21 protein-coding genes and 2 tRNA genes are annotated in these 24,477 nt (G+C 52.1%); all 23 read left to right on the top strand.

What is annotated here, in order from left to right:
- The first annotated feature begins 142 nt into the window (after positions 1 to 142).
- The 23 genes from QO008_RS01730 to ffh all read left to right on the top strand — a co-directional run bounded on the left by QO008_RS01730 (position 143) and on the right by ffh (position 24,464).
- Positions 143 to 502 carry a YraN family protein gene (locus tag QO008_RS01730; protein WP_126465490.1) on the top strand — a complete coding sequence of 120 codons (360 nt, stop codon included), beginning with the start codon at positions 143 to 145 and terminating at the stop codon, positions 500 to 502.
- Between the two features lies 1 nt (position 503).
- The gene (locus tag QO008_RS01725) at positions 504 to 2,030 is read left to right on the top strand and encodes a YifB family Mg chelatase-like AAA ATPase (RefSeq protein ID WP_307383749.1); all 1,527 of its coding nucleotides are present in this window, start codon (positions 504 to 506) and stop codon (positions 2,028 to 2,030) included.
- Positions 2,027 to 3,106 (top strand): DNA-processing protein DprA, encoded by a 1,080-nt coding sequence (gene dprA, locus QO008_RS01720; protein ID WP_307383765.1) that lies wholly within the window; start codon positions 2,027 to 2,029, stop codon positions 3,104 to 3,106. Before QO008_RS01725 ends, dprA begins: the two co-directional genes overlap by 4 nt.
- A gap of 23 nt (positions 3,107 to 3,129) precedes the next feature.
- A complete protein-coding gene (gene topA / locus QO008_RS01715) occupies positions 3,130 to 5,220 on the top strand; it encodes a type I DNA topoisomerase (protein ID WP_307383747.1) in 2,091 nt (696 codons plus the stop codon).
- Positions 5,204 to 6,544, top strand: a complete 1,341-nt coding sequence (locus tag QO008_RS01710) for a GspE/PulE family protein (protein ID WP_307383745.1) — start codon at positions 5,204 to 5,206, stop codon at positions 6,542 to 6,544. The genes topA and QO008_RS01710 overlap by 17 nt, the downstream gene beginning before the upstream one ends.
- Positions 6,545 to 6,552: 8 nt before the next feature.
- On the top strand, positions 6,553 to 7,743 hold the full coding sequence (locus QO008_RS01705) for a type II secretion system F family protein (protein ID WP_307383741.1): 1,191 nt from the start codon (positions 6,553 to 6,555) through the stop codon (positions 7,741 to 7,743).
- A gap of 10 nt (positions 7,744 to 7,753) precedes the next feature.
- Positions 7,754 to 8,119, top strand: a complete 366-nt coding sequence (locus QO008_RS01700) for a prepilin-type N-terminal cleavage/methylation domain-containing protein (RefSeq protein ID WP_307383739.1) — start codon at positions 7,754 to 7,756, stop codon at positions 8,117 to 8,119.
- 4 nt (positions 8,120 to 8,123) lie between these two features.
- Positions 8,124 to 8,831, top strand: coding sequence for a prepilin peptidase (locus tag QO008_RS01695; RefSeq protein WP_164715219.1), 708 nt, complete (start codon positions 8,124 to 8,126; stop codon positions 8,829 to 8,831).
- A gap of 72 nt (positions 8,832 to 8,903) precedes the next feature.
- Positions 8,904 to 10,364, top strand: a complete 1,461-nt coding sequence (locus QO008_RS01690; protein ID WP_126465482.1) for a type IV pilus biogenesis protein PilM — start codon at positions 8,904 to 8,906, stop codon at positions 10,362 to 10,364.
- Between the two features lie 12 nt (positions 10,365 to 10,376).
- Positions 10,377 to 11,384, top strand: coding sequence for an AIR synthase related protein (locus QO008_RS01685; RefSeq protein WP_126465481.1), 1,008 nt, complete (start codon positions 10,377 to 10,379; stop codon positions 11,382 to 11,384).
- Between the two features lie 85 nt (positions 11,385 to 11,469).
- Positions 11,470 to 12,678 (top strand): N-acetylmuramoyl-L-alanine amidase, encoded by a 1,209-nt coding sequence (locus tag QO008_RS01680; protein WP_307383733.1) that lies wholly within the window; start codon positions 11,470 to 11,472, stop codon positions 12,676 to 12,678.
- 47 nt (positions 12,679 to 12,725) lie between these two features.
- Complete coding sequence (gene rdgB / locus QO008_RS01675; RefSeq protein ID WP_307383729.1) at positions 12,726 to 13,310, top strand: RdgB/HAM1 family non-canonical purine NTP pyrophosphatase; 585 nt, start codon at positions 12,726 to 12,728, stop codon at positions 13,308 to 13,310.
- A 46-nt stretch (positions 13,311 to 13,356) separates the two neighbouring features.
- A tRNA-His gene (locus QO008_RS01670) sits at positions 13,357 to 13,433 on the top strand.
- Between the two features lie 41 nt (positions 13,434 to 13,474).
- Positions 13,475 to 13,558 (top strand) — tRNA-Leu (locus tag QO008_RS01665).
- 202 nt (positions 13,559 to 13,760) lie between these two features.
- Positions 13,761 to 14,717: a phosphate acyltransferase PlsX gene (gene plsX / locus QO008_RS01660; protein ID WP_307383727.1), complete on the top strand. Its 957-nt coding sequence runs from the start codon at positions 13,761 to 13,763 to the stop codon at positions 14,715 to 14,717.
- The gene (acpP, locus tag QO008_RS01655) at positions 14,714 to 14,947 is read left to right on the top strand and encodes an acyl carrier protein (RefSeq protein WP_126465477.1); all 234 of its coding nucleotides are present in this window, start codon (positions 14,714 to 14,716) and stop codon (positions 14,945 to 14,947) included. The genes plsX and acpP overlap by 4 nt, the downstream gene beginning before the upstream one ends.
- Positions 14,944 to 15,618, top strand: coding sequence for a ribonuclease III family protein (locus QO008_RS01650; protein WP_126465476.1), 675 nt, complete (start codon positions 14,944 to 14,946; stop codon positions 15,616 to 15,618). Before acpP ends, QO008_RS01650 begins: the two co-directional genes overlap by 4 nt.
- Positions 15,602 to 16,585 (top strand): radical SAM protein, encoded by a 984-nt coding sequence (locus tag QO008_RS01645; protein WP_307383724.1) that lies wholly within the window; start codon positions 15,602 to 15,604, stop codon positions 16,583 to 16,585. The genes QO008_RS01650 and QO008_RS01645 overlap by 17 nt, the downstream gene beginning before the upstream one ends.
- Positions 16,585 to 20,139, top strand: a complete 3,555-nt coding sequence (gene smc / locus QO008_RS01640; RefSeq protein ID WP_307383763.1) for a chromosome segregation protein SMC — start codon at positions 16,585 to 16,587, stop codon at positions 20,137 to 20,139. The genes QO008_RS01645 and smc overlap by 1 nt, the downstream gene beginning before the upstream one ends.
- Positions 20,108 to 21,445 (top strand): signal recognition particle-docking protein FtsY, encoded by a 1,338-nt coding sequence (gene ftsY / locus QO008_RS01635; RefSeq protein ID WP_126465473.1) that lies wholly within the window; start codon positions 20,108 to 20,110, stop codon positions 21,443 to 21,445. The genes smc and ftsY overlap by 32 nt, the downstream gene beginning before the upstream one ends.
- 94 nt (positions 21,446 to 21,539) lie before the next feature.
- The gene (alr, locus tag QO008_RS01630; protein WP_126465472.1) at positions 21,540 to 22,703 is read left to right on the top strand and encodes an alanine racemase; all 1,164 of its coding nucleotides are present in this window, start codon (positions 21,540 to 21,542) and stop codon (positions 22,701 to 22,703) included.
- A gap of 71 nt (positions 22,704 to 22,774) precedes the next feature.
- Positions 22,775 to 23,134: a YlxM family DNA-binding protein gene (ylxM, locus tag QO008_RS01625; protein ID WP_126465471.1), complete on the top strand. Its 360-nt coding sequence runs from the start codon at positions 22,775 to 22,777 to the stop codon at positions 23,132 to 23,134.
- Positions 23,124 to 24,464, top strand: coding sequence for a signal recognition particle protein (gene ffh, locus QO008_RS01620; protein WP_126465470.1), 1,341 nt, complete (start codon positions 23,124 to 23,126; stop codon positions 24,462 to 24,464). Before ylxM ends, ffh begins: the two co-directional genes overlap by 11 nt.
- Positions 24,465 to 24,477 lie beyond the last annotated feature (13 nt).

Genomic DNA, 24,477 nt, shown 5'->3' with positions numbered 1-24,477 from the left:
AAGAGATCAATCGCCGGCCACGTAAATGCTTAAACTGGAAAACGCCTTATGAGGTTTACCATTCAGTGGAGTTGCACTTGACTTGACAATTCAAGGTATAAAAATCTCCGTCGGGGTATAGTAGACGAGACGGGAGGTGGCTATGAACGCGGGGGATCGGGGAGAGGCGATTGCGACGAAATTTCTTCGAGACAAGGGACACCGAATTTTAGAGAACAATTTCCGCTTTGCCAGAGGAGAAATCGATATCATCAGTACATATAAGGATTTCCTCGTCTTTACCGAGGTAAAATCCAGACAATCTTTGCGCTACGGACGACCGCTGGAGGCGGTGGATGCGCGAAAGAGAAGGCAGATTTATACGACGGCGGAATACTATATTTCGCGTTACGGCATGTGGGATCGAAACATTCGATTCGACATTATCGAAGTCTATCTGATGCAACCGCCGAAACTGTACCACTTGGAAGGCGCATTCGACGGCAACGATTTGGAGGATTGAAATGTATGGGAGGGTCAACACCTGTAGCCTGGAGGGGCTGGAGGGGTTTTTGGTAGAGGCGGAGTGTGACCTGAGTCGGGGGTTGCCGAAATTGTTGATGGTGGGGCTGCCCGATGCACAGATTCGCGAATCCGGCGAGCGGGTTCGCAGCGCGATTAAGAATTCCGGCTATCCCTATCCGCCGGGCCGCATTGCGATCAATCTGTCGCCGGCCAATCGGAGAAAGGACGGTTCGCAAATGGACCTCGCCATTGCGATCGCGATGCTAGCCGCACTCGGCATGATCGATTGCGAAGACTTAAGCGAATACGTATTCTTGGGAGAGCTGCAACTGAACGGCGCCTTATCTCCGGTACGCGGTGCGCTTCCCATGGTGATCTCTATGCGCAGTTTGGGGTATCGAAAATTTGTCGTACCGGCGGAAAACGAACACGAATGCGCCGTCGTACAAGACGTCGATATTTATCCGATGCCCTCCTTAGAAGAAGTGGTGGCGCTCCTTCAGGGAGAATCGGATGTGCAGCCGGCCTATCGCGAAAATCCCATGGAAGACGATACCGAATACGATTTGGACTTTGCCGATATTAAGGGCCAAAGTCAACTGAAGCGGGCGCTCGAGATCGCGGCAGCAGGCGGGCACAATCTGCTGATGATCGGGCCGCCGGGGAGCGGAAAGAGCATGAGCGCCAAGCGCTTTGCCGGCATCTTACCGCGGATGGATTTCGAAGAAGCGGTGGAGGTCACAAAGATTCACTCCGTCGCCGGCACATTGCACGAGAACAAATTGATTACGAAAAGGCCGTTTCGCGCACCGCACCATACTGCTTCCGGGGTATCGCTCATCGGCGGCGGACGGGTACCGAAACCCGGCGAGATTTCGCTCGCCCATCGCGGCGTGTTGTTTCTCGACGAGATCCCCGAGTTTCAGTCGAAGGTTTTGGAGGTCCTGCGCCAGCCGCTCGAAGACGGCACCATACATATCGCCCGAGCGACGGCGAGTTTGTCGTATCCGGCGCGCTTTCAATTGATCGCCGCCATGAACCCTTGTCCTTGCGGCTATTACCGCGATCCCAATCACGAATGCAATTGCAGCACCAATCAGATCCGCGGTTATCTCGAGAAGATTTCGCATCCGCTTTTGGATCGAATCGACATTCACGTAGAGGTGCGGCCCGTCACCCTCGAGGAGATGCGCGAAAAGGACACTGGCGAATCGTCCCGCGTCATTCGAAGTCGCGTGGAGGCGGCGCGGGCGCGGCAAAGAAAACGTTTTGAGGACGGTCCGATTCTTTCCAATGCGCATATTCACGATCGCGATGTCGAAAAACACTGCGCACTGCGTCCTTCGTGTCAAAAGATTTTAGATGCCGCTTATCACAAGTACAAATTCAGCGGACGCTCCATTCACAAGATCTTGAAAGTGGCGCGTACCATCGCCGATTTGGCGGACCACGACGAAATTTGTGAGTCCGATATTTTGGAGGCCGTTCGCTATAAAACCGTGGAGGGAAAATATTGGTCGCCATGATCGCATCCGAAGTGCGCGAAGCGCTGATTCGTCTGTCCGTCGCCGGCGCGCGCTGCGATGAATTGTTGACGCTTATCGGGAACACGGAAGAATTCGAGCGATTTTTGTCGCGGGGCAGCTGGACTGCAATTTCACATATTCCGCCGCGTCTTAGAGACAAGGTCGACAAATGGATGAAACGAGATTTGTCGCGTGCATTCTCGTTGATCGAACGGCAATGCGTACATATCCTCGTCATCGGCGATGATTTTTATCCCGAGGCCTTGGCGCTTACGGAGAGGCCGCCGGTGGTACTGTATGCCCTGGGGGATTTGCATCTTTTGGAGAATGTGTCGCTCTCGGTGGTGGGGGCGCGGAAGCACACCGACTACGGACAGCGGATGTGCGAAAAGTTCGTTCGCTCCATCGCCGAGGCCGGCGTATGCATCGTAAGCGGCTTGGCATTGGGTATAGATAAAATCGCCCATACCGCCGCGTTGGATGTAGACGGAAAGACGATCGCGGTGCTCGGAAACGGCATCGGCGCCTGTTATCCTGCAAGCAACCGGCATACCTACGAGCGGATATTAAAAGGCGGATTGGTGCTCAGCGAATACCCGCCCTTTACGACACCCAAGCCCTTTCGCTTTCCCGAGCGCAACCGCATTATCGCCGCTTTGGCAGACGGCGTATTGGTGGTGGAAGCCAAAGAGCGGAGCGGGTCCTTGATTACCGCGCGCCTCGCCGGGGAGATGGGAAAAGAAGTGTTCTCGATCTGTGGAAATTTGGACTCGGTATACAGCAAGGGGACCAACGCCCTGATTCGAGACGGGGCACAGATCGTATTAGACCCGAAAAATATTTTGGAGTCGGCGGTGTATCAAGGCGTGCGGCCCCTCGCCACACCGCAGAGAGAAGATCTGACTTTGGAAGAAAAAGAAATATATGATAGTATAAAAAACGGCTATCAAAACGCCGAGGCGCTTTCCGAGAAGACGAGTCTCGAAATCGCCGAAGTTTTGACGCTTTTGACAATGTTGGAATTAAAGAACTATATCTCCGGTGCAGACGGAGATTCTATAGAGATCATCGAATAGAGACAGAAGGATAGAGGGATAGCGTGGCTAGAAATTTGATTATCGTGGAGTCGCCCACCAAGGCGAAGACGATTCGGAAGATGGCGGGGAGTCATTACAAAGTCGTCGCTTCTGTGGGGCATATCCGCGATTTGCCGAAGTCGAAACTGGGCATCGACGTGGAAGACAATTATGCGCCTAAATACATCAACATTCGGGGTAAAGGCCCGATTATCAAAGAGTTAAAAAAAGAAGCAAAGCAGGCCAATAAAGTCCTGCTGGCGACGGACCCGGACAGGGAAGGGGAGGCCATCAGCTGGCACTTGACCCACATTCTCGACATGAATCCCGAGGGCGATGTGCGGATTACCTTTAACGAGATCACAAAAGATGCAGTGAAAAACGGCATCAAAAATCCGCGGCCCATCAATATGGAATTGGTCGATTCCCAGCAGGCGCGCCGCATTTTGGACCGCCTGGTGGGCTACAAGATTAGTCCGTTATTGTGGAAAAAGGTCAAATCCGGCCTGAGCGCGGGCAGGGTGCAGTCGGTGGTCTTAAAAATCATTTGCGATCGAGAAAGCGAAATCGACGCCTTCGTACCGGAAGAGTACTGGAGCATTCTCGCCAAATTGAAAAAAAGCAGGCGGACGCTCGAAGCGAAATATTTCGGCGTATTGAAAGGGGATACGGCGGAATCGGTTTCGATCGCCAATCGCGAGGAAGCCGATGCCATTCTCGCGCGCATGGACAAAGAACATTTCACGGTGCGCGATGTCAAGAAGGGATCCCGTAAGCGTTCCACTTCGGCGCCCTTTACCACTTCTACGATGCAGCAGGAGGCAAACAAGCGCCTGAATTTTTCGACCCGCAAGTCCATGCAAGTGGCGCAGCGCCTCTACGAGGGGATCACCATTTCCGGAGAGGGTTCGGTGGGTCTGATTACCTATATGCGTACGGACTCGACGCGCATTTCCGCCCAGGCGGTGGATCAGGCGAAAAAGCATATCCTCGAAAACTACGGCGAAAAATATTCCCGTCCGTACTCTTGGTCGAAGAAAAAGGACAATACCCAGGATGCGCACGAGTGTATACGCCCGGCAAATGTGGAGCGCACGCCGCTTTCCGTAAAAGACAGTTTGAGTCGCGACGAATTTCGCCTGTATAATTTGATCTGGTCGCGCTTTGTCGCATCGCAAATGACCGCGGCAAAATACGACACGCAGAAGGTGGAACTTCTGAGCAATCGCGAGGTATTCCGCCTGAGCGGCTCGACTTTGGTCTTCGACGGCTTTCTCCGCGTACTGCCTGCAAAAGAGCAAAAGGACAAGGAAATCCCCGCCTTGGAAGTAGGCGAGAAGCTAAAAGTCGCCGACATTCTCCCCGAACAACACTTCACCCAACCTCCGGCGCGCTACAACGAGGCATCCCTGATCAAGCTCTTAGAGGAGCTGGGGATCGGCAGACCCAGTACCTATGCCCCGATCATCAATACCTTGATGTCTCGTTACTATGTGGTGATGGAAGAGAAGAAATTCGTGCCGACGGAGTTGGGAGAGACGGTCAACGATCTTCTGACGGAATACTTTCCGCGCTTTGTCGACGAAGACTTTACCGCGGATATGGAACACAGCTTGGATGCTGTGGCCGAAGGAGATATGGCATGGCAAGAGGCAGTAGATGCAGTCTATAAGCAGTTGGCGAAGTATCTGGAAGTGGCGGATAAGGAGATCGAAAAAGTCGAAATCCGCGACGAGCCCACCGACATTGTGTGCGAGAAGTGCGGTCGCAATATGGTCATTAAGATGGGCCGATACGGGAAATTTCTCGCCTGTCCCGGTTTTCCGGAATGTAGAAACACCAAGGCGTTGGTAGAAAAAATTGGCGTGACCTGTCCCCAATGCGAGGACGGCGAAGTCGTAGTCAAACGCAGTAAAAAGGGTAGAAAGTTCTACGGTTGCGACCAATACCCGGCGTGCGACTTCGTATCGTGGGATCGTCCCATCGACAAAAAATGTCCCAAATGCGGCGATATTTTAACCAAAAAGGAGACCCGAAAAGGGACTCGAATCCTATGTCACAATAAGGACTGTGATTACAGTGTCTGGGAGGGAAAGGATGGAAACGAAGCGTGATCTCGATGCGATCTGCAAGAGATTTCGGGTAAATTTCATCGGTGAACGCGAAGACGGGTTCGTTTTCGAAGCAAAGGAGCCTTCTCCCGAGCTTCGCGACGACCTCTCTTTTGTGATTCGTCGAAAGGTTATACTCGAGAAAATTTCCGATATGTCTTCCAAAACGCCCGAATCGGGCGGACGACGGCAAAACGACGATGCCGTATCGATGACCAATGCCATTCTGGACGATGCCGTAAAAGAGTGCTGTTCCGACGTGCATGTCGAACCCCAAAAAGAGAATTGGCGGGTTCGCATGCGTCGGGAGGGCACTCTTTTTGTGTACGGAACGTATCCGGATGCGCTGTACTCCGGTTTCGCGACCCGCCTAAAGATTCTCGCTGCCATGGATATCGGCGAGCGGAGGAGACCGCAGGACGGGAGATTTTCGTTTGAGCGGGACGGCAGAAAAATCGATGTGCGCGTCTCCGCCATACCCGTCGGCGGCAGGGAAAAATTGGTGCTGCGCATTTTGGATCCCGAAGGGATGGACTACACACCCGTGGGAATCGGTCTCGAGGGCGAAAACCTGCGCACGACGGATGCGCTTTTGCGCCAGCCGCAGGGGTTGATTCTTTTGTGCGGGCCGACGGGCTGCGGAAAGACATCTACGCTGTATACCTTCATACAGCGGCTCAATCAGCCGGATCGAAATATCGTCACCATAGAAGACCCCGTCGAATACGCGATCGAAGGAATCAATCAGATGCAGGTCAACGAAAAAGCCGATGTCACCTTTACATCGGGCTTGGAATCGATCCTAAGGCAGGATCCGGAAGTGATTATGGTGGGAGAAATTCGCTCAAGGGAAACGGCGGAAATCGCTCTGCGCGCCTCCATTACCGGACACTTGATCTTTTCGACCTTGCATACCACCGATTCGCCCGCCGCGGTGTTACGCCTTCGAGATATGGGGATTCCCGCGTATATGATTTCCGCCGGCGTGATCGGCATCCTCTCTCAGCGCTTGGTGCGGACCCTTTGTCCTTATTGCAAGACCGAAGACGATCGAAAAGATGCGTTTTTTCAAGTCGACGGCATCCACTATCGCGCCGTCGGTTGCGAGCGTTGTCGAAACGGATACGCCGGCAGAGAAGCGGTTTTTGAAATTTTGACCGTGGATGATGGGATGCGGCGCCGCATCGCCGCGGATGCCGATATCGACGAAATTCGCGCCTATGCCATAGAACGGGGCATGCTTTCTCTGAAAGAAGCGCTACGAAGAAAAATCCAAAATGGCACAATCGACATAGAAGAAGCGTATCGCACCACGATGACCCTTTAGGAGCCGGTATGATTTTTGAATATAAGGTATACGACGAGGATATGGTATTGCTCGATGGAAAGATCGAGGCAGAAAATCCATCGGCGGCGGAACAACGGCTCAGAGACCGAGGTTTCCGCATCGTCACATTGAAGACGCAATCGATCTGGAAGCGAGATTTGCTCGCAAATCGAAAGTTTTCGGCCGAAGATTTGTCAGTATTTTTTCTGAAACTTTCCTATATGACCGAAGGCGGCATGGATGTAGGGGCGGTATTTGGATTGATGGCGAATCAGTCCCGCGGCCGAAAGAAAGAAAAATTACAGGCGATCTATGAGCGTCTGCAACAGGGCGCGATGCTTTCCGCCGCTTTTGCCGAAGCGGGCGGATTTCCCGCTTTTGTACCGGGCATGATCCGCAGTGGAGAGACGGCGGGTACGCTTTCCATGGTGTATCGCGAGTTGGGCGCGTATTTTCATAAGGAGAGCGAAATGCAAAAAAGGCTCTTGAATGCCCTCGCGTATCCGGCTGTGCTCTTGGTCACGGCAATTTTCGTCCTGCGCATCGTCTTATCCGCCATCTTGCCCGTATTTTTGGAAGTCTTTCAATCCCAAAACGCCGTATTACCGCCCGCAACCCGCCTTTTGTTGGGCATCAGCGAACATATGGCGTCCTACGGAAGCTATTATATTGCGGCAATGGCTCTATTGTGTTTGGGCGTTCTCCTTTTTGCTTCCGCCGAAAAAACCAAACTCCTATTTCGAAAATGGCTCTACCACTTTCCGCCGTGTGTCATTTTTACACAAAAACCCTTTATACTGCGATTTTTGCGCAGTATGAAGATGCAGGCGGATAGCGGCGTGGACGTATTGTCGATTCTTAAAAATGCCGAAGAAAGCACCGTCGATGTATATATACGGGACCGCCTTTCCGAAATTTCGAGGCAGTTGACCGCCGGGAAGAGATTGTCTGCGGCCATGAAAGAGGCGTCGCTCTTTCCGGCGGAGGTATCCGAATTTGTCGCCATCGGGGAAGCGTCCTCGAAACTATCGGAGATGTTGCATGTCCTTATTTTAATGGAAGAGAGCCGGCAAGAATACCGCATGCGGAGATTTGCCGTTTACATAGAGCCCGCAATAATATTGATGATGGCGTGCATCGTCGGATTTATAGTCTTTGCCGTCGCCGTACCCATGTTCGATATGGTCAATAGTTTTTAGGAGGGAAACCATGAAAAAGAAACAGGCATTTACCTTGATCGAGTTGATTATCGTCATCGCTATCCTCGCACTTCTGATTGCGATCGCCATTCCCCGGTATCAAAAGTCGAATCTGAGCGCCCAGGCATCTACGCACAATGCGAATGTCCGCGTGATCAAAAATGCGGCGATCCTCTATGCGACCGATCACCCGGAGGACAAAGAGATCCGCGCGGACAAATTGATACCGTATTTAGAAGATCAAAAGTTGCCCAAACCGGCAAAAGAATTAAAAGCCGAAGAATTTTCCGTCACCGTAAATGATGGAAAAATCGTAGTGAAGCCGGGCAAGGTCAAAGTCGAAGGCGACAAACTCATAGAGGATACGGAAAAGTAGAGTCGTGCAGATCCTTCTTCAAACGGCGATTTTTCTTTTGGGCGCTTCCCTATATTCCTTTCTCGCATTGTTTGCCGAGCGCAGAGAGGCGGGGATCGACTGGATATCTACCCGCAGTCGATGTGACAAATGTCACCGGGCGATTCCGCCGTATTTTCTGGTGCCCGTTTTCGGGTATCTGCTGCGCCTCGGGCGTTGCGATTGCGGCTACCGAATACCGCTACGCCATTTCGTGGGAGAAATAGCGGCAGGTGTATTGTTTTCTGCGGCCGTAGCCCATTACAGCATAGGCGCTACGGGATTTTTAGGCGGTGGGGTGGCGGTATATTTTTTGTATTTGGCGCAAGAGGACGCCGAATACCGCGCCGTATACACATTGGATCTTTTTTTTGGAATCGGAAGTCTCGTCATTTTTGCAATCCTTGCAAGGGAAATATACCCCTTGAGCGGTCTTGCGATATTTTTGTTATTTCGCCTGCTCACACTTTTGTTTCCCGCAGGCGTCGGCGACGGCGATGCGTACTACGCCGCGGCCTTGGCGCTCCTATTGCCCGGGGTGTATCTCGCCTTTTTATTCTTTACGGTATCCTTTTCTATGGCGGCGGTCTACGGCGTGATGCTGCTTTTTCAGGGCAAAAGCCGAAAAGAGGCGGTGGCGATGTATCCCTTTTTGCTCGCGGGATTTATTATAATGCGATTATGGATCGTATAGACTTTTCTTCGGAATGGCGGCTTTTCATAGAAATTTCTTCCGGGAGGGTTATAATATTCTAAGGAGGAAGCTATGAAACTATTTAATAAAAACCTGACGGTACTCTATATCGAGGACCGTACGGCCTATATCGGCCGTTGGGAGGACGATGCGCCCTCGGGTGAACTCGAACCCGTTGACATTCCCGTCCACGTCATCGAAGACGGCCGCATTCAAGACGCATCGCAGCTTCAATATATTCTAAAGCGTGCCCTCGAGGAACGAGGCATCCAAAAAGACCGCTGTCTGTTTATCGTCAATACCGCGCAGGCGGTGGTACGCTCCCTAAACATCCCGTCGATGTCGACAGAAGAAGTGGAGTCTTTGATCGAAAACGAGCGGGAGAATTTATTCGTTCAGGAACCGGACGAATACGATTTGGATTATACAGACTATATTGAAGCAGAAGGCGTGCACCACTTATTGGTAGCGATCTTGCCGAAAGCGATCACCGAAGCCTATCGGGATCTGGCAAAACGATGTGATATGACCTTTGAAGGGATCGTGCCTTTGAGTGTGCTGTCTCTGGATTTTTGCCACCATCTGGGTGGGGGACGCATGTACTCGATTGCCATCGGGCATTTGGGCTTTCATTATGTCAACGAAAATCGATACTACGCTCGTACGGAACAAAATGAGGCGATGGTTTCTCTGCTTACGAATGAGGGACTGGAGTTTTCGGAAATGGCGCGCGTTCTGCGGGACAATTATGAAGAACGGGTTTCGGAGATCGACCGGGAACGTTTTTGCCAACAGACCGAGGCGGCTTTTTACGGGAACCTCGCCTTGCTCGAGCGCATGAGCAACGGGTTTTCTCCTTCCAAAGTAGAGCTGGTCACCGGCAGTTTGGTAGAAAGCGGCATCTACGGCGCTATCATGGAAGAAGGGCGGTATCGTCAGCTGCCGCTAGGCGACTTAATCGCAGCGGGGCTTGCGCATAAGGAACTCTTGATGCGCTTTCAAGGGAAGGAAAAACATACCGCCGCCAGCAAAAAATATATTCTCCCACTGGTTGCCGTCGCCTTGGCATTCTGCATTCTCTTGGGTACCTTCCTATACGGGGAAAAGCTAAAAGAAGAGAACCGCGCGCTTTCGGCCCAGAGCGATCGCAGGCAGGAAGAGCAGATGGTTGCCGAGCAGATGCCGAATGCCGCATCTACGCCCGCCGATGTGGGCAATCAGATCAAGACTATTCAGGCATCGGTGCCCGCAGACGTCATTCTAACCGGCGTCGAATTTCGTGACGGAACCATCGAGATCACCGGCGAAACCAAAGACGAAACGCTGATCGATCCGTGGATACAAACATTGGAGCAGGATCTCGACGGAAAAGTGACAAAAGAACCTTCGGCTAGCGTCGGAGATGTGGTTTATTTTCGGCTGATGGTTTTGCCGGAGGCGTCCTCAGGAGAAGAATCGGCGAGCGGTATGCAGAATGAAGCCTTAAACGCACAAGGCGATGTGTCCGTAGTAGAAGATATGGAAGAAATATAGGAAGTGTGAAGTATGAAAATTTATTCGGAACCGGGGAAACTCCCCAATGCGGAACTCGAGAATCTGGTCCTCTCTAAGATCGAAGAAAAACGGGAAGAAGTCCTCGTCGGCTCGTCAGTGGGAGAAGACACGGCGGTGTTGGATTTGGGCGGGGATCTCGCGGTATTGAGCAGCGATCCCATCACCGGTGCGGTAGAAAATTTGGGAAAACTCGCGATCCACGTCAGCGTCAACGACGTTTCCACAAAATCCGCCGACGCGGTGGGCGTGCTTTTGACCCTCTTGTTGCCGCTGGGTACCAAGGACAGCGACATCGAAAAAATCATGAACGATGCGAGAAGCGCCTGCGACGAAGTGCATATGGACATTATCGGCGGCCATACGGAGATCACTGATACGGTGAATCAACCCATTATGATCTCTACCGTGATCGGCAGGGTGCGGGAAGAAGATCTCCCCGAGCCGGATCGGATCGAGGCGGGCGACCTCGTGTGCATGAGCAAATATGCCGGGCTTGAAGGCACGGCAATACTCTGTCACGACCGCGCCGATGCCTTACATATTTTGGGATCCGACTTGATCCGGCGGGGGGCGGAACTCGTAGACGACCTCAGCGTACAGACCGAAGGCGAAGTCGCCGCCCACTTTCGCATCGGATATATGCACGATATCACCGAAGGCGGCGTAGAGGGCGCCCTCTGGGAAAGTGCGGTCGCCGTGGGTAAGGGCATGGAAATCCAAAAATCCAAGATCCCCGTACATCCGGCGACGCGGGCGATCGAAGAATCGACCGATATTAATATTTATCGGCTTATCTCCTCCGGCTCCATGATTGTCATTATGAACCCAGACGATTTCGAGCCCATGCACGACGAACTCTTACAGCGCGGCATTCCCTTTACACAGATCGGCGTGATTACCGACGAGGAAGGCATTGTCTATACGGATCAAGGCGATCGTACCCCCATCGATCCGCCGGGCGCCGATGCTCTATATAGTGCCCTCGCAGAATTACAATAAAGTTACAAATCCTAGGAAAGATTGACAATTCGGAGAATCAAACTCATAATTGTAGTGACAAAGTGTTACATACGAGGAGGTTCTCTTGAAACGATTTTTCACAAGCCTGGTAGTGGTGATGGTGCTCCTGTTCGGATTCACCAACGCGGCAAATGCCATGGGCACAAAAATTCTGATAAAGTCCAACGGCCAAAAGCGCCAAGTGACGACGGCAAGTGTAGAAGTCAACGGGTTTAATCTGTACTGTTCCTTTGAACCTTATGTAGATGTAAACCGGACGTTCGTGCCCATTCGCGAACTCACCGAGTTGATGGGCGCCAATGTGGAGTGGGACCAGAATTCCAAATCTGCGACCATTCGCATGCAAGACAAAGACGTAAAACTGAAAATCAACAGTTCTGTCGTATATGTAAACGGACAGAAGACAAATTTGGATAAAAACTCCGTTCCGCGTTTGGTGGAATACGTACAAAAAGGCGGCGCCTGCAAGACCATGGTGCCCCTGCGTTTTCTTTCGGAATCTCTAGGATTCGACGTGCAATGGGATCAGGGAAAAAGACTCGCCGGCATTTCCAACGGGGCCGTACAGGCGCCGGCACCGGAACCGGCGCCCGCACCTGCACCTGAGCCCGAGCCCTTGCCGCAGCCCGATGCGACGGAGCCTACGGCACCGCCGGTCGATACGGCTGTGCCCAATGCAGTACCGGGAAAAGGCGGTAACGGAAAAGTTACGGTCGTCTTAGACCCCGGTCACGGCGGCAGCGACAGCGGCGCGGTCGGCGTAGACGGCACCACGGAAAAAGCACTGAATATGCGACTTTCTAAAAAGGTAGAAGCCCTTTTGCGCCAGAAAGGCTATAATGTCATTATGACGCGTACCCGCGACGAGTTTATCAAGCTCTACGACCGGGCGAATATGGCAAATGACGCAAATGCGGATATATTTATGAGCATCCACTTTAATTCCGCAGGAAGCAGTAAGGCATACGGCATCGAAGTCCTCTACGCTTCGGAAGACGATGTGGCTGCCAAGAAGGACGATGGAGACCAAACGCGTCTCGCCAGAGAGGTATTGAATGCCGTCTTGTCCGAGACCGGCGCGCACAGTCGGGGCATTAAGAATCGTCCCGACCTCGCGGTGCTCAGAAAGACCGAGATGACCGCTGCGCTGATCGAAGGCGGATTTATGTCCAACCCCTCTGAAATGAGCAAAATCAAACAGGATTCTTATCTCGACAAACTCGCCAGAGGGATTACCAAGGGAATAGAAAGCTACGACAGAAAATACCTATAGGGGAAGGCGGAGGCCTTCCTCTTTTTTATGGAAGACGAGGAGAGACCATGAAAATTATCGTGTCCACAGACAATCGCCATAAACTCCAGGAAATCAGAGAGATGCTGGGTTCCGTTGCGGAGATTGTATCCAAAACCGAGGCGGGCTTCGGCGACGTATATGTCGTAGAAGACGGGGATAGTTTAGAAGCAAATGCCATAAAAAAAGTGGAGCCCCTGGAGGGAGAGGTGGTCATCGGCGACGACACGGGTCTATTTGTCGATGCGTTGGACGGCGCGCCGGGCGTATATTCGAGTCGATATAGCGGCGCAGACGGCGATGATGCAAAAAATCGCGCCAAACTCCTTCGGGCGATGGAGGACGCTCAGTGCCGCGACGCACATTTTACGACCGTAATCGCCGTAAAGAAAAAAGACGGTACCATCTATACCGTCGAGGGGACGGTGTATGGCACAATCGCCGAGCGCGAGCGCGGAGAAGACGGCTTCGGCTACGACGCCCTCTTTATTCCCGAAGGGAGCGATCGTACCTTTGCCGAAATGCAGGCAGATGAAAAAAATGCCTGCAGCCACAGAAGACGCGCCTTGGATGCGTTGAAAAAATCTTTATCGGAGATTGGAGAAAAGATTTGACACAGATTTAAAATGATGTTAATATATAGCCATCGTCAATTTTGCGGTGGGTATGGCCTAGCAGGTTAAGGCGCCAGATTGTGGTCCTGGAGATCGTGGGTTCGATCCCCACTATCCACCCCATAATTCGCGTTTGCGAATTTAAGCCTCGTTTTTACGAGCAGGCGGGAATGGCGGAATTGGCAGACGCGCTAGACTTAGGATCTAGTGTCCATGACGTGGGGGTTCAAGTCCTCTTTCCCGCACCATTTATTTACATTGTTTGAAAAAAGCCTAAGAGCAGGGTTCCTCTGCTTTTAGGCTTTTTTCTATGCCTTTATATGGCGTTTCTGGAAATTCGCTTGGAACCATTTGCCCGACCTTGCGTTGAACACAGCTTGCCCTTTATAATACAATAGAACTGATAGGGTCTGTGCACAGATTGGCGCAATGTTTCGATAGGGGGAATGCATGAAATTTGCTTATGACTGCCAGGGCGGCGACCGCGCGCCCGAAGCCATCGTAGAAGGCGCATTGGAAGCCGAAAAGAAACTGGGGATCGTCGCGTACTTTTACGGGTCGGAAGAGATCTTAAAAAAAATGCCGAACGTAGCGCGCGAGCGTATCGTCGATGCGATAGAAGAGATTACGCAAGAAGAAAGTCCCGCCATGGCGATTCGTAGAAAGTCGAAAAGTGCCATGGTCTTGGCGCTTAAGGATCTAAGAGACGGCAAAGTAGACGGCATGATCAGTGCCGGAAGCACCGGTGCGCTCCTGGCGGGCGGTATGTTTATTACCGGTCGCATCGAAGGCGTAGAACGGGCGGCGCTGCCTATTCTCTTAAACGGCACCATGATTCTGGATGTAGGCGCCAATATGGACACCACCCCCGAAATGCTCTTGAGCTTCGGAAAGATGGCGCGGGCGTATATGATTGCGGTACAGGAAGTTTCCGAACCGAGGGTCGCGCTTTTGAATGTCGGTGCCGAAGAAGGCAAGGGAAATCGGCAGACCAAAGAGGCCTTTTCGCTGTTTCAAGACGCCATGCCCGGATTTATCGGCAATGCCGAAGCGCGCGATGTCTTTTCCCAAGCGACGGATATAATCGTCTGCGACGGGTTTAGCGGCAATATCCTCTTAAAGGGCATGGAAGGAGTAATCGGATTTGTACAGCGGGGATTTCAAAGCGTACTCGCATCGGGCGCTTACGCACCGGATGTCGCACAGACGGTGGTTGCGGCCGCAAAGCAAGCCATGGGCGGACTCGATTATCGCCGCTATGGCGGTGCGCCCCTGTTGGGACTCAAAAAGCCCTTGATGAAGGCACACGGTTCTTCCGGACCCGAGGCGATTTTTTCCGCTTCGGTTTCGTTACAGAAAATGATCGACAACAATGCCATTGCTATTATGGAAGGAGAATATCGATGAAAGAGAGAGTATATCGCGTAATCGCCGAACAACTGAACAAAGATCCCGAGGACTTGTCCCGCGATCTGCATTTCGTAGAAGATTTGAATATGGATTCCATCGAACTCGTCGAAATGGTGATGAGCTTGGAAGAGGAATTTGACGTTCAGATCGACGAAGATCGCCTCGAAGGGATCCAAACCATCGGCGATGTCTTGGACCTGTTGGAGACCATGGATATCGAAGAATGAAATACGAGGAGGTCGAACAGATTCTCGGGGTCACATTCTCCGATAAAGCGCTTTTGGATGCGGCCTTTACCCATCGATCCTATGCGGCCACACACGACGCTCCGTCCTATGACCGCCTGGAGTTTTTGGGTGACGGGGTCTTAGATTCGATTGTATGCGCCTATTTGTTCGACCTGGACGGAGGAGACGAAGGTCGTCTTACGACCTTAAAATGCCGCATCGTATGTGCCGATTCGCTCTATCGAGCCGCGAAGTCGATTCACTTGGAACGATTTGTGCGCGTGTCCGCGCAAGTGGCCACAGACGGCCTGTTCACATGGCCCTTAGACGATGTCTACGAAGCCGTGGTCGGGGCCATATATCTCGATCGGGGCTACGAAGAGACGAAGCGCTTTGTCGAACGCACGCTCCTTCGCGACCGCCGGGAATTTGCCCTCAAGAGTTATAAGTCCTTGCTGCAAGAGAGAATGCAGAGGCTATATAAAGAAAATGTTGTAGGGTATGAAACCGAGAGGGACGACATGAAAAAAGGCGGCATCGCAGGTAGATTTGTCTCTCGGGTCATGATATGCGGAAAGACCGTGGCGCGGGGAAGCGGTAGAAATAAGCGGGCCGCGGAAACGCAGGCGGCGAAACGGTATTTGGAGGGATTGCTTGGCCCCGAAATCTAGAATTATTCCCATATTTATTCCCTTTGCCGGCTGTCCCGTGCGATGTGTATATTGCGACCAGCACCGCATAACGCGAATTGAAAATCCCGTTACGCCGGAACTTGTACGCGATTTGGCGGAGGCGGGCATTCGGCGTGCTCAGGCGGGCGCGCAGGTCGCCTTCTACGGCGGCAGTTTTACCATGCTGCCCGTCTCTACCCAAGACCAGCTCTTAGAGAGCTTGACGGATTTTATGGCAGATGGGCGGATATCCGGCGTTCGGATTTCCACGCGGCCCGAGGACTTTACGGAAGCCGTCGGCCGTCGTTTGCGGGCGCACGGCGTAGATACGGTGGAATTCGGCATCCAATCCGTCGATCGGGACGTACTCGCCGCCTCCCGCCGCGGAATCACGTTTTTCGAGATGGAACAAAGCGTACAAGCCGCCAAGGCGTCGGGGTTTGCCGTGGGGCTGCAGCAAATGATCGGCCTTCCCGAAGATGACAGGGAAAAGTCGACGAGGACCGCCGAATGGATCGCCGAATACGCGGATTTTGTGCGAATTTATCCCACTGTGGTGTTTGAAAACACCGAACTCTATGACCGGTATCGATCCGGGAACTATCGCCCTTTATCGCTTAAAGAGGCCATCGATCGCACGGTAGAGTTGTTGGAGTATTATGAAGCGCATCGTATTCCCGTGATACGCGTGGGATTGCCCTCGATGGCGCGAGATGCCTATGTCATCGGTCCGTATCACGATCAATTCCGCGGATTTTGCGAATCTCTGCGCCGGGTGAGAAAAATAGAAGCATCGCACCGCCGTCTTCGTGCGGTTTCTGCGAGTCCGGAAGAGATTAGCCGCATCGTCGGTCCCTATGGCTGCGGGAAAAAGCGATTGGAAAAACGGTTCGGGCCCATTGTATTTCGCCCCGTGCCGCATCAGGTGCAAATCGAAACAGAAAGCTGGGAAGAAACTTGCATTTAGTGGAAATGGAATTGTACGGCTTCAAGTCCTTTGCCAAGAGGACGAGAATCCGGTTTTCCGATGAAATTACGGCCGTCGTCGGTCCCAACGGAAGTGGGAAGAGCAACATCGTCGATGCCATTATGTGGGCCTTGGGCGAAAGCAGCGCCCGCCAACTGCGGGGCAATACGATGGAGGATATTATCTTCAGCGGTACCGATCGGCACAAGCCGGTGAATTTTGCGGAAGTCGTTCTGACCTTTGACAACAGGGACGGCTTTTTTAGTTTGCCTTACGAAGAAATTTCCGTCGGCCGCAAGTACTTTCGCTCCGGGGAAAGTCAGTATTTTCTCAACAAAAAACGCGTGCGACAGAAGGATGTCCGCGAATTGTTTCTCGACACGGGGATCGGGAAAAACGGGTATTCTTTTATCGGACAGGGGCAAATCGACGAGATCTTGAGCACGCGTTCAGAGGATCGTCGCTCGATCTTTGAAGAAGCCGCCGGGATTTCTAAATACAAGTGGAGAAAAGAAGAAAGTCTGCGCAATTTAAAGCGCACGGAAGAGCATTTGGACCGCATCGAAGATATATATGCGGAATTGATGACGCATCGGGAAGAGATCGAAGAGAATAAAGAAAAGGCGGAACGCTTTTCGGACCGCAAAGAAATTTGGGAAAAAATCCATTACGTACTTACAAAAAAAGAATTGGATGCGCTGGAGGCAAAGCGGCGACAGTATAACGAAGAGAAAATACATCTCGAAAAAAAGATCCATGTCACCGACGCCGACATCGCGGATGCGGAAAAGATGATCGAAGAAGAATCTTCTCGCCTTCGCGCTTTTTCCGCCTCTGAAGAGAACGCGGGCAATCGCCGGGTCGAAGCCATTCGAACAAAAGAAAGCATCGCCGGAAACCGCAGGGATTTTGCGAGTCGAACCGCGTATCTGACGACGCGCCGCGATACTATCGATACGGAATCAAAAGCCTTACGGGAAAAATACGAAGAAGCCGAGCGCCTTCGAGACGAGCTCGTACCGGAAATCGAAGAGAGGACGCGACAGCTCGAGGAAAAATCCGATGCCCTCGAGAAATCCACAAAAAAAAGGCGGGAATTGGAGGAAGAACTCGGTCGACATTCCGAGACCCACCGCATGGTTTCGGATCAAAGGGAAAAGCACCTCGACGAAATCCATACAAAAACGTCGCGGATCGAGGCCTTGACCTATCTTTTGAAGGAAAACAATGCGCGCGTCGCATCCCTTAAAAAGCGGATCACTTTCTTCGAAGCACAGTCGAAAGAAATCGGCGAGAGAAAGGCGTCTTTTGCGCGCGAGCTTAGAACCGCACAAAAGGCGCGTGCCGAATTGGAGACAGAGCTCGAACAAAAAGAGCAAAACGTCGCCGAAAGATTTCGCCAACTGCAGGCATGGGACAAAGAGCTTATGTCTTATGAATCAAAGCGAAATACCATAAGCGGGGAGATTCAATACCTCGAGCGAATGAGTAAAAATCACGAGGGATTCCAATATGCCGTCAAAGAATTCTTAAAGCGTTCGAGTTTTCTTCCGTTTTCGGGCGATATTATCGGGCCCGTCGCCGATCACTTGGAGATCGAAGAGAAATATACGCTTGCCGTTTCTACCGCGCTGGGCCTTGCCGGACAAAACATCGTACTCAAAACTGACGCGCATATTTCCGAGGTGCTGAAGTATTTGCGCGAGCAGAAGCTCGGGCGAATTACTTTTTTGCCCTTAAATACCCTTACACCCCGTTCGGTGGAATCGGGTCTAAAAAACCGCAGTGCGGTGCCGTTTCGTATCGCCTCTGAATGCGTGCGCTGTGACGATCGCCTATGCATTGTCGCAGAAAATCTGCTGGGTCGCATCCTCATCGCCGAAGATGCGCAGAGCGCAAAGCAACTGGCCCGGGACTTAAAGTACCGATATCGCATCGTAACCGTATCCGGAGATGTATTCCAGACCGGGGGCGGCGTGACCGGGGGCAGAAGCCGCAACAACGACAAGGAACTCTACAATCGAAACAAGGCGATCGAAGCCTTGCAGGAGGACCTTGCGGCCGTCGAAGGCACGATGGACGAGACGCAAGCGAGAAAGGCGCGTTACGCAAAAGAAGCGGAATCGGAGCGAGAGACCATCGATGCCCTCCGCGCGCAAAAAGCAGAGATCGAAGCGGAACTCCGCGCGCTCGAGGAAAAGCAGATCGGCATTCGAGGCGCCGAGACACGGAGTCGGGAGCAGCTCGATGGCGCAGTCGCTGAAGCGCAAAAGGAAGAAGAGGCCGTCCGCCGCTATGCCGAGGAAAAAGAGGATCTGGAAGAACAGCGCCAAGAGATACAACGCGCGCTTTCGGCACTCCCGGCGGAGGACGAAGAAAAATCAGCGGCTTGTCGAAAAGAACTGGATCAGTGGATTGCCCGAGAGGCGGATGGGCGCGTGATCCGACAAGAGAGTTTGTCCGTCCTACAGGAAAGCAAGTTAAAGGCCGAGCAGGCAGAATATGCCCTCGAAGAGTTGGAACAGAGAATGCGACACTCCCTACACGAGCAGGAATCTGTCGAAAGGGAACTCGCGGATTTAGAGAAAAAAGATCTCGAAGAAGCCGCCCGTGAAGCGGATGCCGACGCTGCTCTTTCAGCGATCGAAGGCGATTTGGAAGAAAACCGCGAGAATATACGCATCACACAAGAGAAAATCGAAAATCTGCGCGCCGAGAGAGAATCTATTTGGGAAGAAAAGTCTGTGTTTGAGAAACAAATGGTGCGCATAGAATCTGCCCTAGAAAACGCCGAGGCGGAGTGGGCGGAAAAAGCACAGCGGTTTCAAAATACCGAAGCGCCGGAGATCGACGATGCATTGAAAGAGCAATCGGTGGCGACGCTGCGGCGGCGACAAAAAGAACTGAAACGCGAACTGGATTCCATCGGGCCCGTGGATCCCGACGCAAAAGAGCGCTACGATGCTTGGAAGGAGCGCACGGAATTTTTGTCCGCACAGCGCGAAGACTTGATCCTCTCCAAAGAAAAATTGGAGACGATCATTCGGGATATGGACCGTGAAATGCGCAAACAATTGGAACAAGCGGTACAGAAGATCGACACCTACTTTCACGAAATCTTTAAGGACCTGTTTCAAGGCGGCACCGCTTCGATTCACTGGGAAGAAGGAGATGTCTTAGAAGCGGGGATCGGCATTCGCGCCCAACCCCCGGGAAAGAAGCTGCAGTCGCTCAGTCTGCTTTCGGGCGGAGAGAGGGCGATGACAGCCGTAGCGCTACTTTTTGCCCTCTTGCGTTTTCGAAAATCGCCGTTTTGCATCGTCGATGAGATCGACGCCGCGCTGGATGAGGCGAATATTCGCAGATATTCGCGATATGTACAGACAATCGAGGATATACAATTTATTATGATCACCCATAGAAAACCGACCATGGAAATGGCAAATGAAATTTACGGTGTTACAATGGAAGAAAAGGGAATTTCGAGGATACTGTTTTTGCAATTAGAGGAGGTCGATATCGATGCTCGAGTGGCTCAAGAGAAAGATCGGTAAGAAAGAAGAAGAGGCGGACTCCAAAGAGCGCGGCAAAGAGGAAGAATTGCGCACACCCCGTCCGGAGGAAGAAGGGGAAGCCGACGCGGCCGCTTCATCGACGCCACCCGCCGAGGCGGAGGAACGCGAAGGCGCAGAAAAAATGCCGCAACCGACCGAGGAGGGCGCAGACTTTTATGGAAGCGATACGATCGAGACTTCGGAAATGGAAGAAATCGAAAAGCCGCAAGCCGAAGTCGTAGAAGGTGATTTTCAAGGAGAAAATGCGGATTCGACGGGTCCTATGCCGATCGATACGGATACAGTGGAGATGGAAGTTTCCGAAGGGGAATCGGATCAATCGCCCGAGGAAGCGGAGGAAGTCCCGCGCGAATCCGAGCCCGAAAAAAAGGGTTTTTTTGCCAAGCTGGTCGCCGGTCTCACCAAGACGCGCGACGATATGAACTACAAGATCAACGACATCTTGGGCAATTATGTAAAGATCGACGACGATATGATGGAGGATTTAGAAGATATTTTAATTTCCTCGGACATCGGCATGGAAACCACCATGCTTCTGATCGATCGCCTAAAAGAGCGAATCCGCAAAGAGCAGATTCAGGATCCCAAGGAAGTAAGGCCGTTGTTGTCCGATGAAATCGCGCGAATTCTCGAAAAAAACAAAGAAAAATCGGCGCTCGACATCGAGCCCTCACCGGCCGTAATTTTGGTCGTGGGCGTAAACGGCGTGGGCAAGACCACGACCATCGGAAAAATCGCCTACCGTTTGAAAAAAGAAGGCAAGTCGGTTATGATCGCCGCTGCCGACACATTCCGTGCCGCCGCCATCGAGCAGATTGAAACCTGGGGGGCGCGTTCCGATACGCCGGTGATCAGTCACAAAGAAGGTGCGGATCCCGCCGCCGTGGTCTACGATGCCATTCAGGCACAAAAATCGAGAAACATCGACGTCTTGATCTGCGATACTGCCGGAAGGCTCCACAACAAAAAGAATCTGATGAACGAATTGGAAAAAATCCACCGCGTCATCGAGCGGGAACACGCCGACGCCAGACGGGAATCCCTATTGGTATTGGATGCGACCACCGGGCAAAATGCGATTCTTCAGGCAAAGACCTTCGATGCCGTAACCGACCTTACGGGTCTGGTTCTCACCAAACTCGACGGCACCGCCAAAGGCGGCGTGGTGCTTCCCTTAATCCATGAATTGGACATCCCCATCAAACTGATCGGCGTCGGCGAGGGAATGGAGGACCTCCAGGACTTTTCCGGCGAGGACTTTGCCGAGGCATTGATGCAAAGATAGCTAAAAATTGTATTTTGTATGTTGAAATACCCCCAAAAAAGGAGGATAATATTCTGAAACAGGAGAATCAACCTAGACTTTGGAGGAGGTATGTATGAAACTGATGAGACCCGCATGGATCGAAATCGATCTGGACAAATTGGTCCATAATATGAACAGCATTCGCAATATGATTGCGGACCGGACAAAAATTCTTTCTGTCATCAAGGCAGATGCCTATTCGCTGGGCGCATCGGAAATCGCCACGACCTTCTCTGCCTTGGGCATTCGAAATTTTGCGGTGGCATCGGGGAATGAGGCCTTGGCGCTCAGGCGCGATCATCCCGATATTGAAATCCTCGTATTGGGTTACACGCCCGAAGACCTCTACGATGAAATGATAGAAAATCATATCGATATGGCGCTCTATCGCGTCGACGTCGCAGAGCGATTAAACGAGCTCGCAAAAATATCGGGCACAAAGGCGGGCGTGCACATCGCCATCGATTCGGGGATGAACCGCATCGGTTTTAAGCCGACCGAAGAGAGCATTGATTTGATCGAAGCGATCTGCAAAATGGAGGGAATCGAAGTAAAGGGGATGTTTACCCACTTCGCCAAGGCCGACGACGATCCCGAATTTACCGAAACGCAGTACGAACGATTCGAATTTGTCGTAGAGGGATTGGCGGCGCGTGGAATCCGATTGCCGCGGCACGTTTCGAATTCCCACGCCATTCTCAAAGAACGAAAATACGATTTGGAATACGTACGTCCGGGAATCATTCAATACGGAACGGCGGAAGGCGATCCCGCGGCGGAGGCGTACGATTTTCGGTTTGTAGCATCCGTAAAAGCGCGCATCGGCCACGTAAAGACCGTAGGCGCCGGCGAAGGGGTCAGCTACGGCCAGATTTATGTGACCGAGAAAGAGACCAAAATCGCCACCCTTCCCATCGGATATGCGGACGGCATTGAGCGCAGTCTGTCGCAAAAGATCGACGTGCTCGTCAGCGGGAAGCGCTGCCCGCAAATCGGGAAAATCTGTATGGATCAAATGATGGTCGATGTTACCGGCGTCGACTGCAAAATCGGCGACGAGGTCGTGCTCCTTGGCAAACAAGGAGACGAAGAAATCACCATCGAAGAAATTGCCGCTGCCAACAACGAGATCCCCACTTCGTTTTTAACCCACTTTAAGATGCGCCTTCCCAGGGTGTATTTGCGAGATGGAAAAATTGTCCATATTATCGACCAAGTTTTGGGCACGAGAGATTGACAAAGCCCCTATGGGGTAGTATAATTTCAGGGTCAAGGGTTTGCCTTGACCCTGTTTTTTTGGGAGTGACTATGGATAAGACGATCCGAATGAATGTCTTGTTGGATTTGTATGAGCGCTTGCTCAGCAATCGGCAAAGACAAGTAATGGATTTACATTACAGAGAAGATTATTCGCTCAACGAAATCGCCGAAATCGTAGGCATATCCAAGCAAGCCGTTTCTGAAAACATTAAACGGGCGGAAGCCGCTCTGCGATCCTACGAAGAGATTTTGCAATTGGCACGAAAAATGAAAGCCCGTGAAGAGAATATCGAGGGAATGCGATCGGATTTGGAACGATTGGAAGAATTTTCCGAAGATCCAACATTTCTAATGATCTTACGCTCGATACGATCTCGATTGGAAAAGGAGGGATACTATGATATTTGAATCCCTAACCGATAAACTGCAAGATACCATCGGCAAGCTGAGAGGCAAAGGCAAGGTAACGGAGCAGGATGTCGATGCGGCAATGCGAGAAGTGAAGCTGGCGCTTTTGGAGGCGGATGTCAACTTTAAGGTGGTTAAGTCCTTTATTAAAAAAGTAAAGGAACGTTCCCTCGGCGCCGACGTCATGGAAAGCCTGACGCCCGGGCAACAGGTCATTAAGATCGTTATGGAAGAACTTTCCGCCCTTATGGGAGAAAGCGTCGAGAAGATCGACTTTTCTAAAAGCCCCACCGTCATTTTGATGACGGGTCTACAGGGGGCGGGGAAGACGACCACCACCGCCAAGCTGGCGCGCCTGTTGAAGAAACAGAACAAGCGGCCGCTTTTGGTCGCCTGTGACGTCTATCGTCCGGCCGCGATCAAACAGTTGGAAGTCGTGGCATCGAAAGTCGATGTGCCGGTATTTTCGATGGGCACGGAAGCCGATCCGGTGGACATCGCCGGTGCAGGACTGCAATTCGCGAAATCCAAGGGCCACGACGTCGTCATCGTCGATACGGCGGGGCGGTTGCACGTCGATGAAGCCTTGATGGATGAAATCAGGGGCATCAAAGCGGCGGTCGAACCGTCGGAAATCCTCTTGGTGCTCGATGCGATGACCGGGCAGGACGCGGTCCGCGTGGCGGAGGCCTTTGACGAAGCGCTTTCGATCACCGGCGTCGTCCTCACCAAGTTAGACGGGGATGCCCGCGGCGGGGCGGCGCTTTCGATTCGTTCTGTCACACAGGTTCCGATCAAGTTTATCGCCATGGGCGAAAAGCTCGATGCCTTAGAAGCCTTTCACCCGGATCGGATGGCAAAGCGGATTTTGGGCATGGGAGATGTGCTCGGCCTCATCGAAAAAGCCGAAGAGATGGTCGACGACAAGAAGGCGAAGGAACTGGAAGAAAAGATCCGTTCTTCCACCTTTACGCTGGACGATTTTCTGGACCAGATGGAGCAAATGCGCAATCTCGGCCCGATCGAAGATCTATTGGGCATGCTCCCGGGCATGAACAACAAGGCGTTAAAAAATATCAAGATCGACGAAAAAGAATTTGCCCGCGTCGAGGCGATTATTCTCTCGATGACCAAAAAAGAGAGGACACATCCGGAGATTATCGACAGTTCCCGCAGAAAGCGCATTGCGGAAGGATCGGGTACGGATGTCAGACAAGTCAACGGGCTCCTAAAGCAATTTAAGGAATTGCGCAAGATTATGAAAAAGATGGGAGCCATGAACGGCGGAAAGGGTAAGAGAAAGATGAAGATGCCCTTTCCCTTTAGATAAGTATGGGAGGAAA

The sequence above is a fragment of the Aedoeadaptatus ivorii genome (genome assembly GCF_030815095.1).
Taxonomy (GTDB): domain Bacteria; phylum Bacillota; class Clostridia; order Tissierellales; family Peptoniphilaceae; genus Aedoeadaptatus; species Aedoeadaptatus ivorii.
This window is presented reverse-complemented; position numbering and strand designations above follow the sequence as displayed.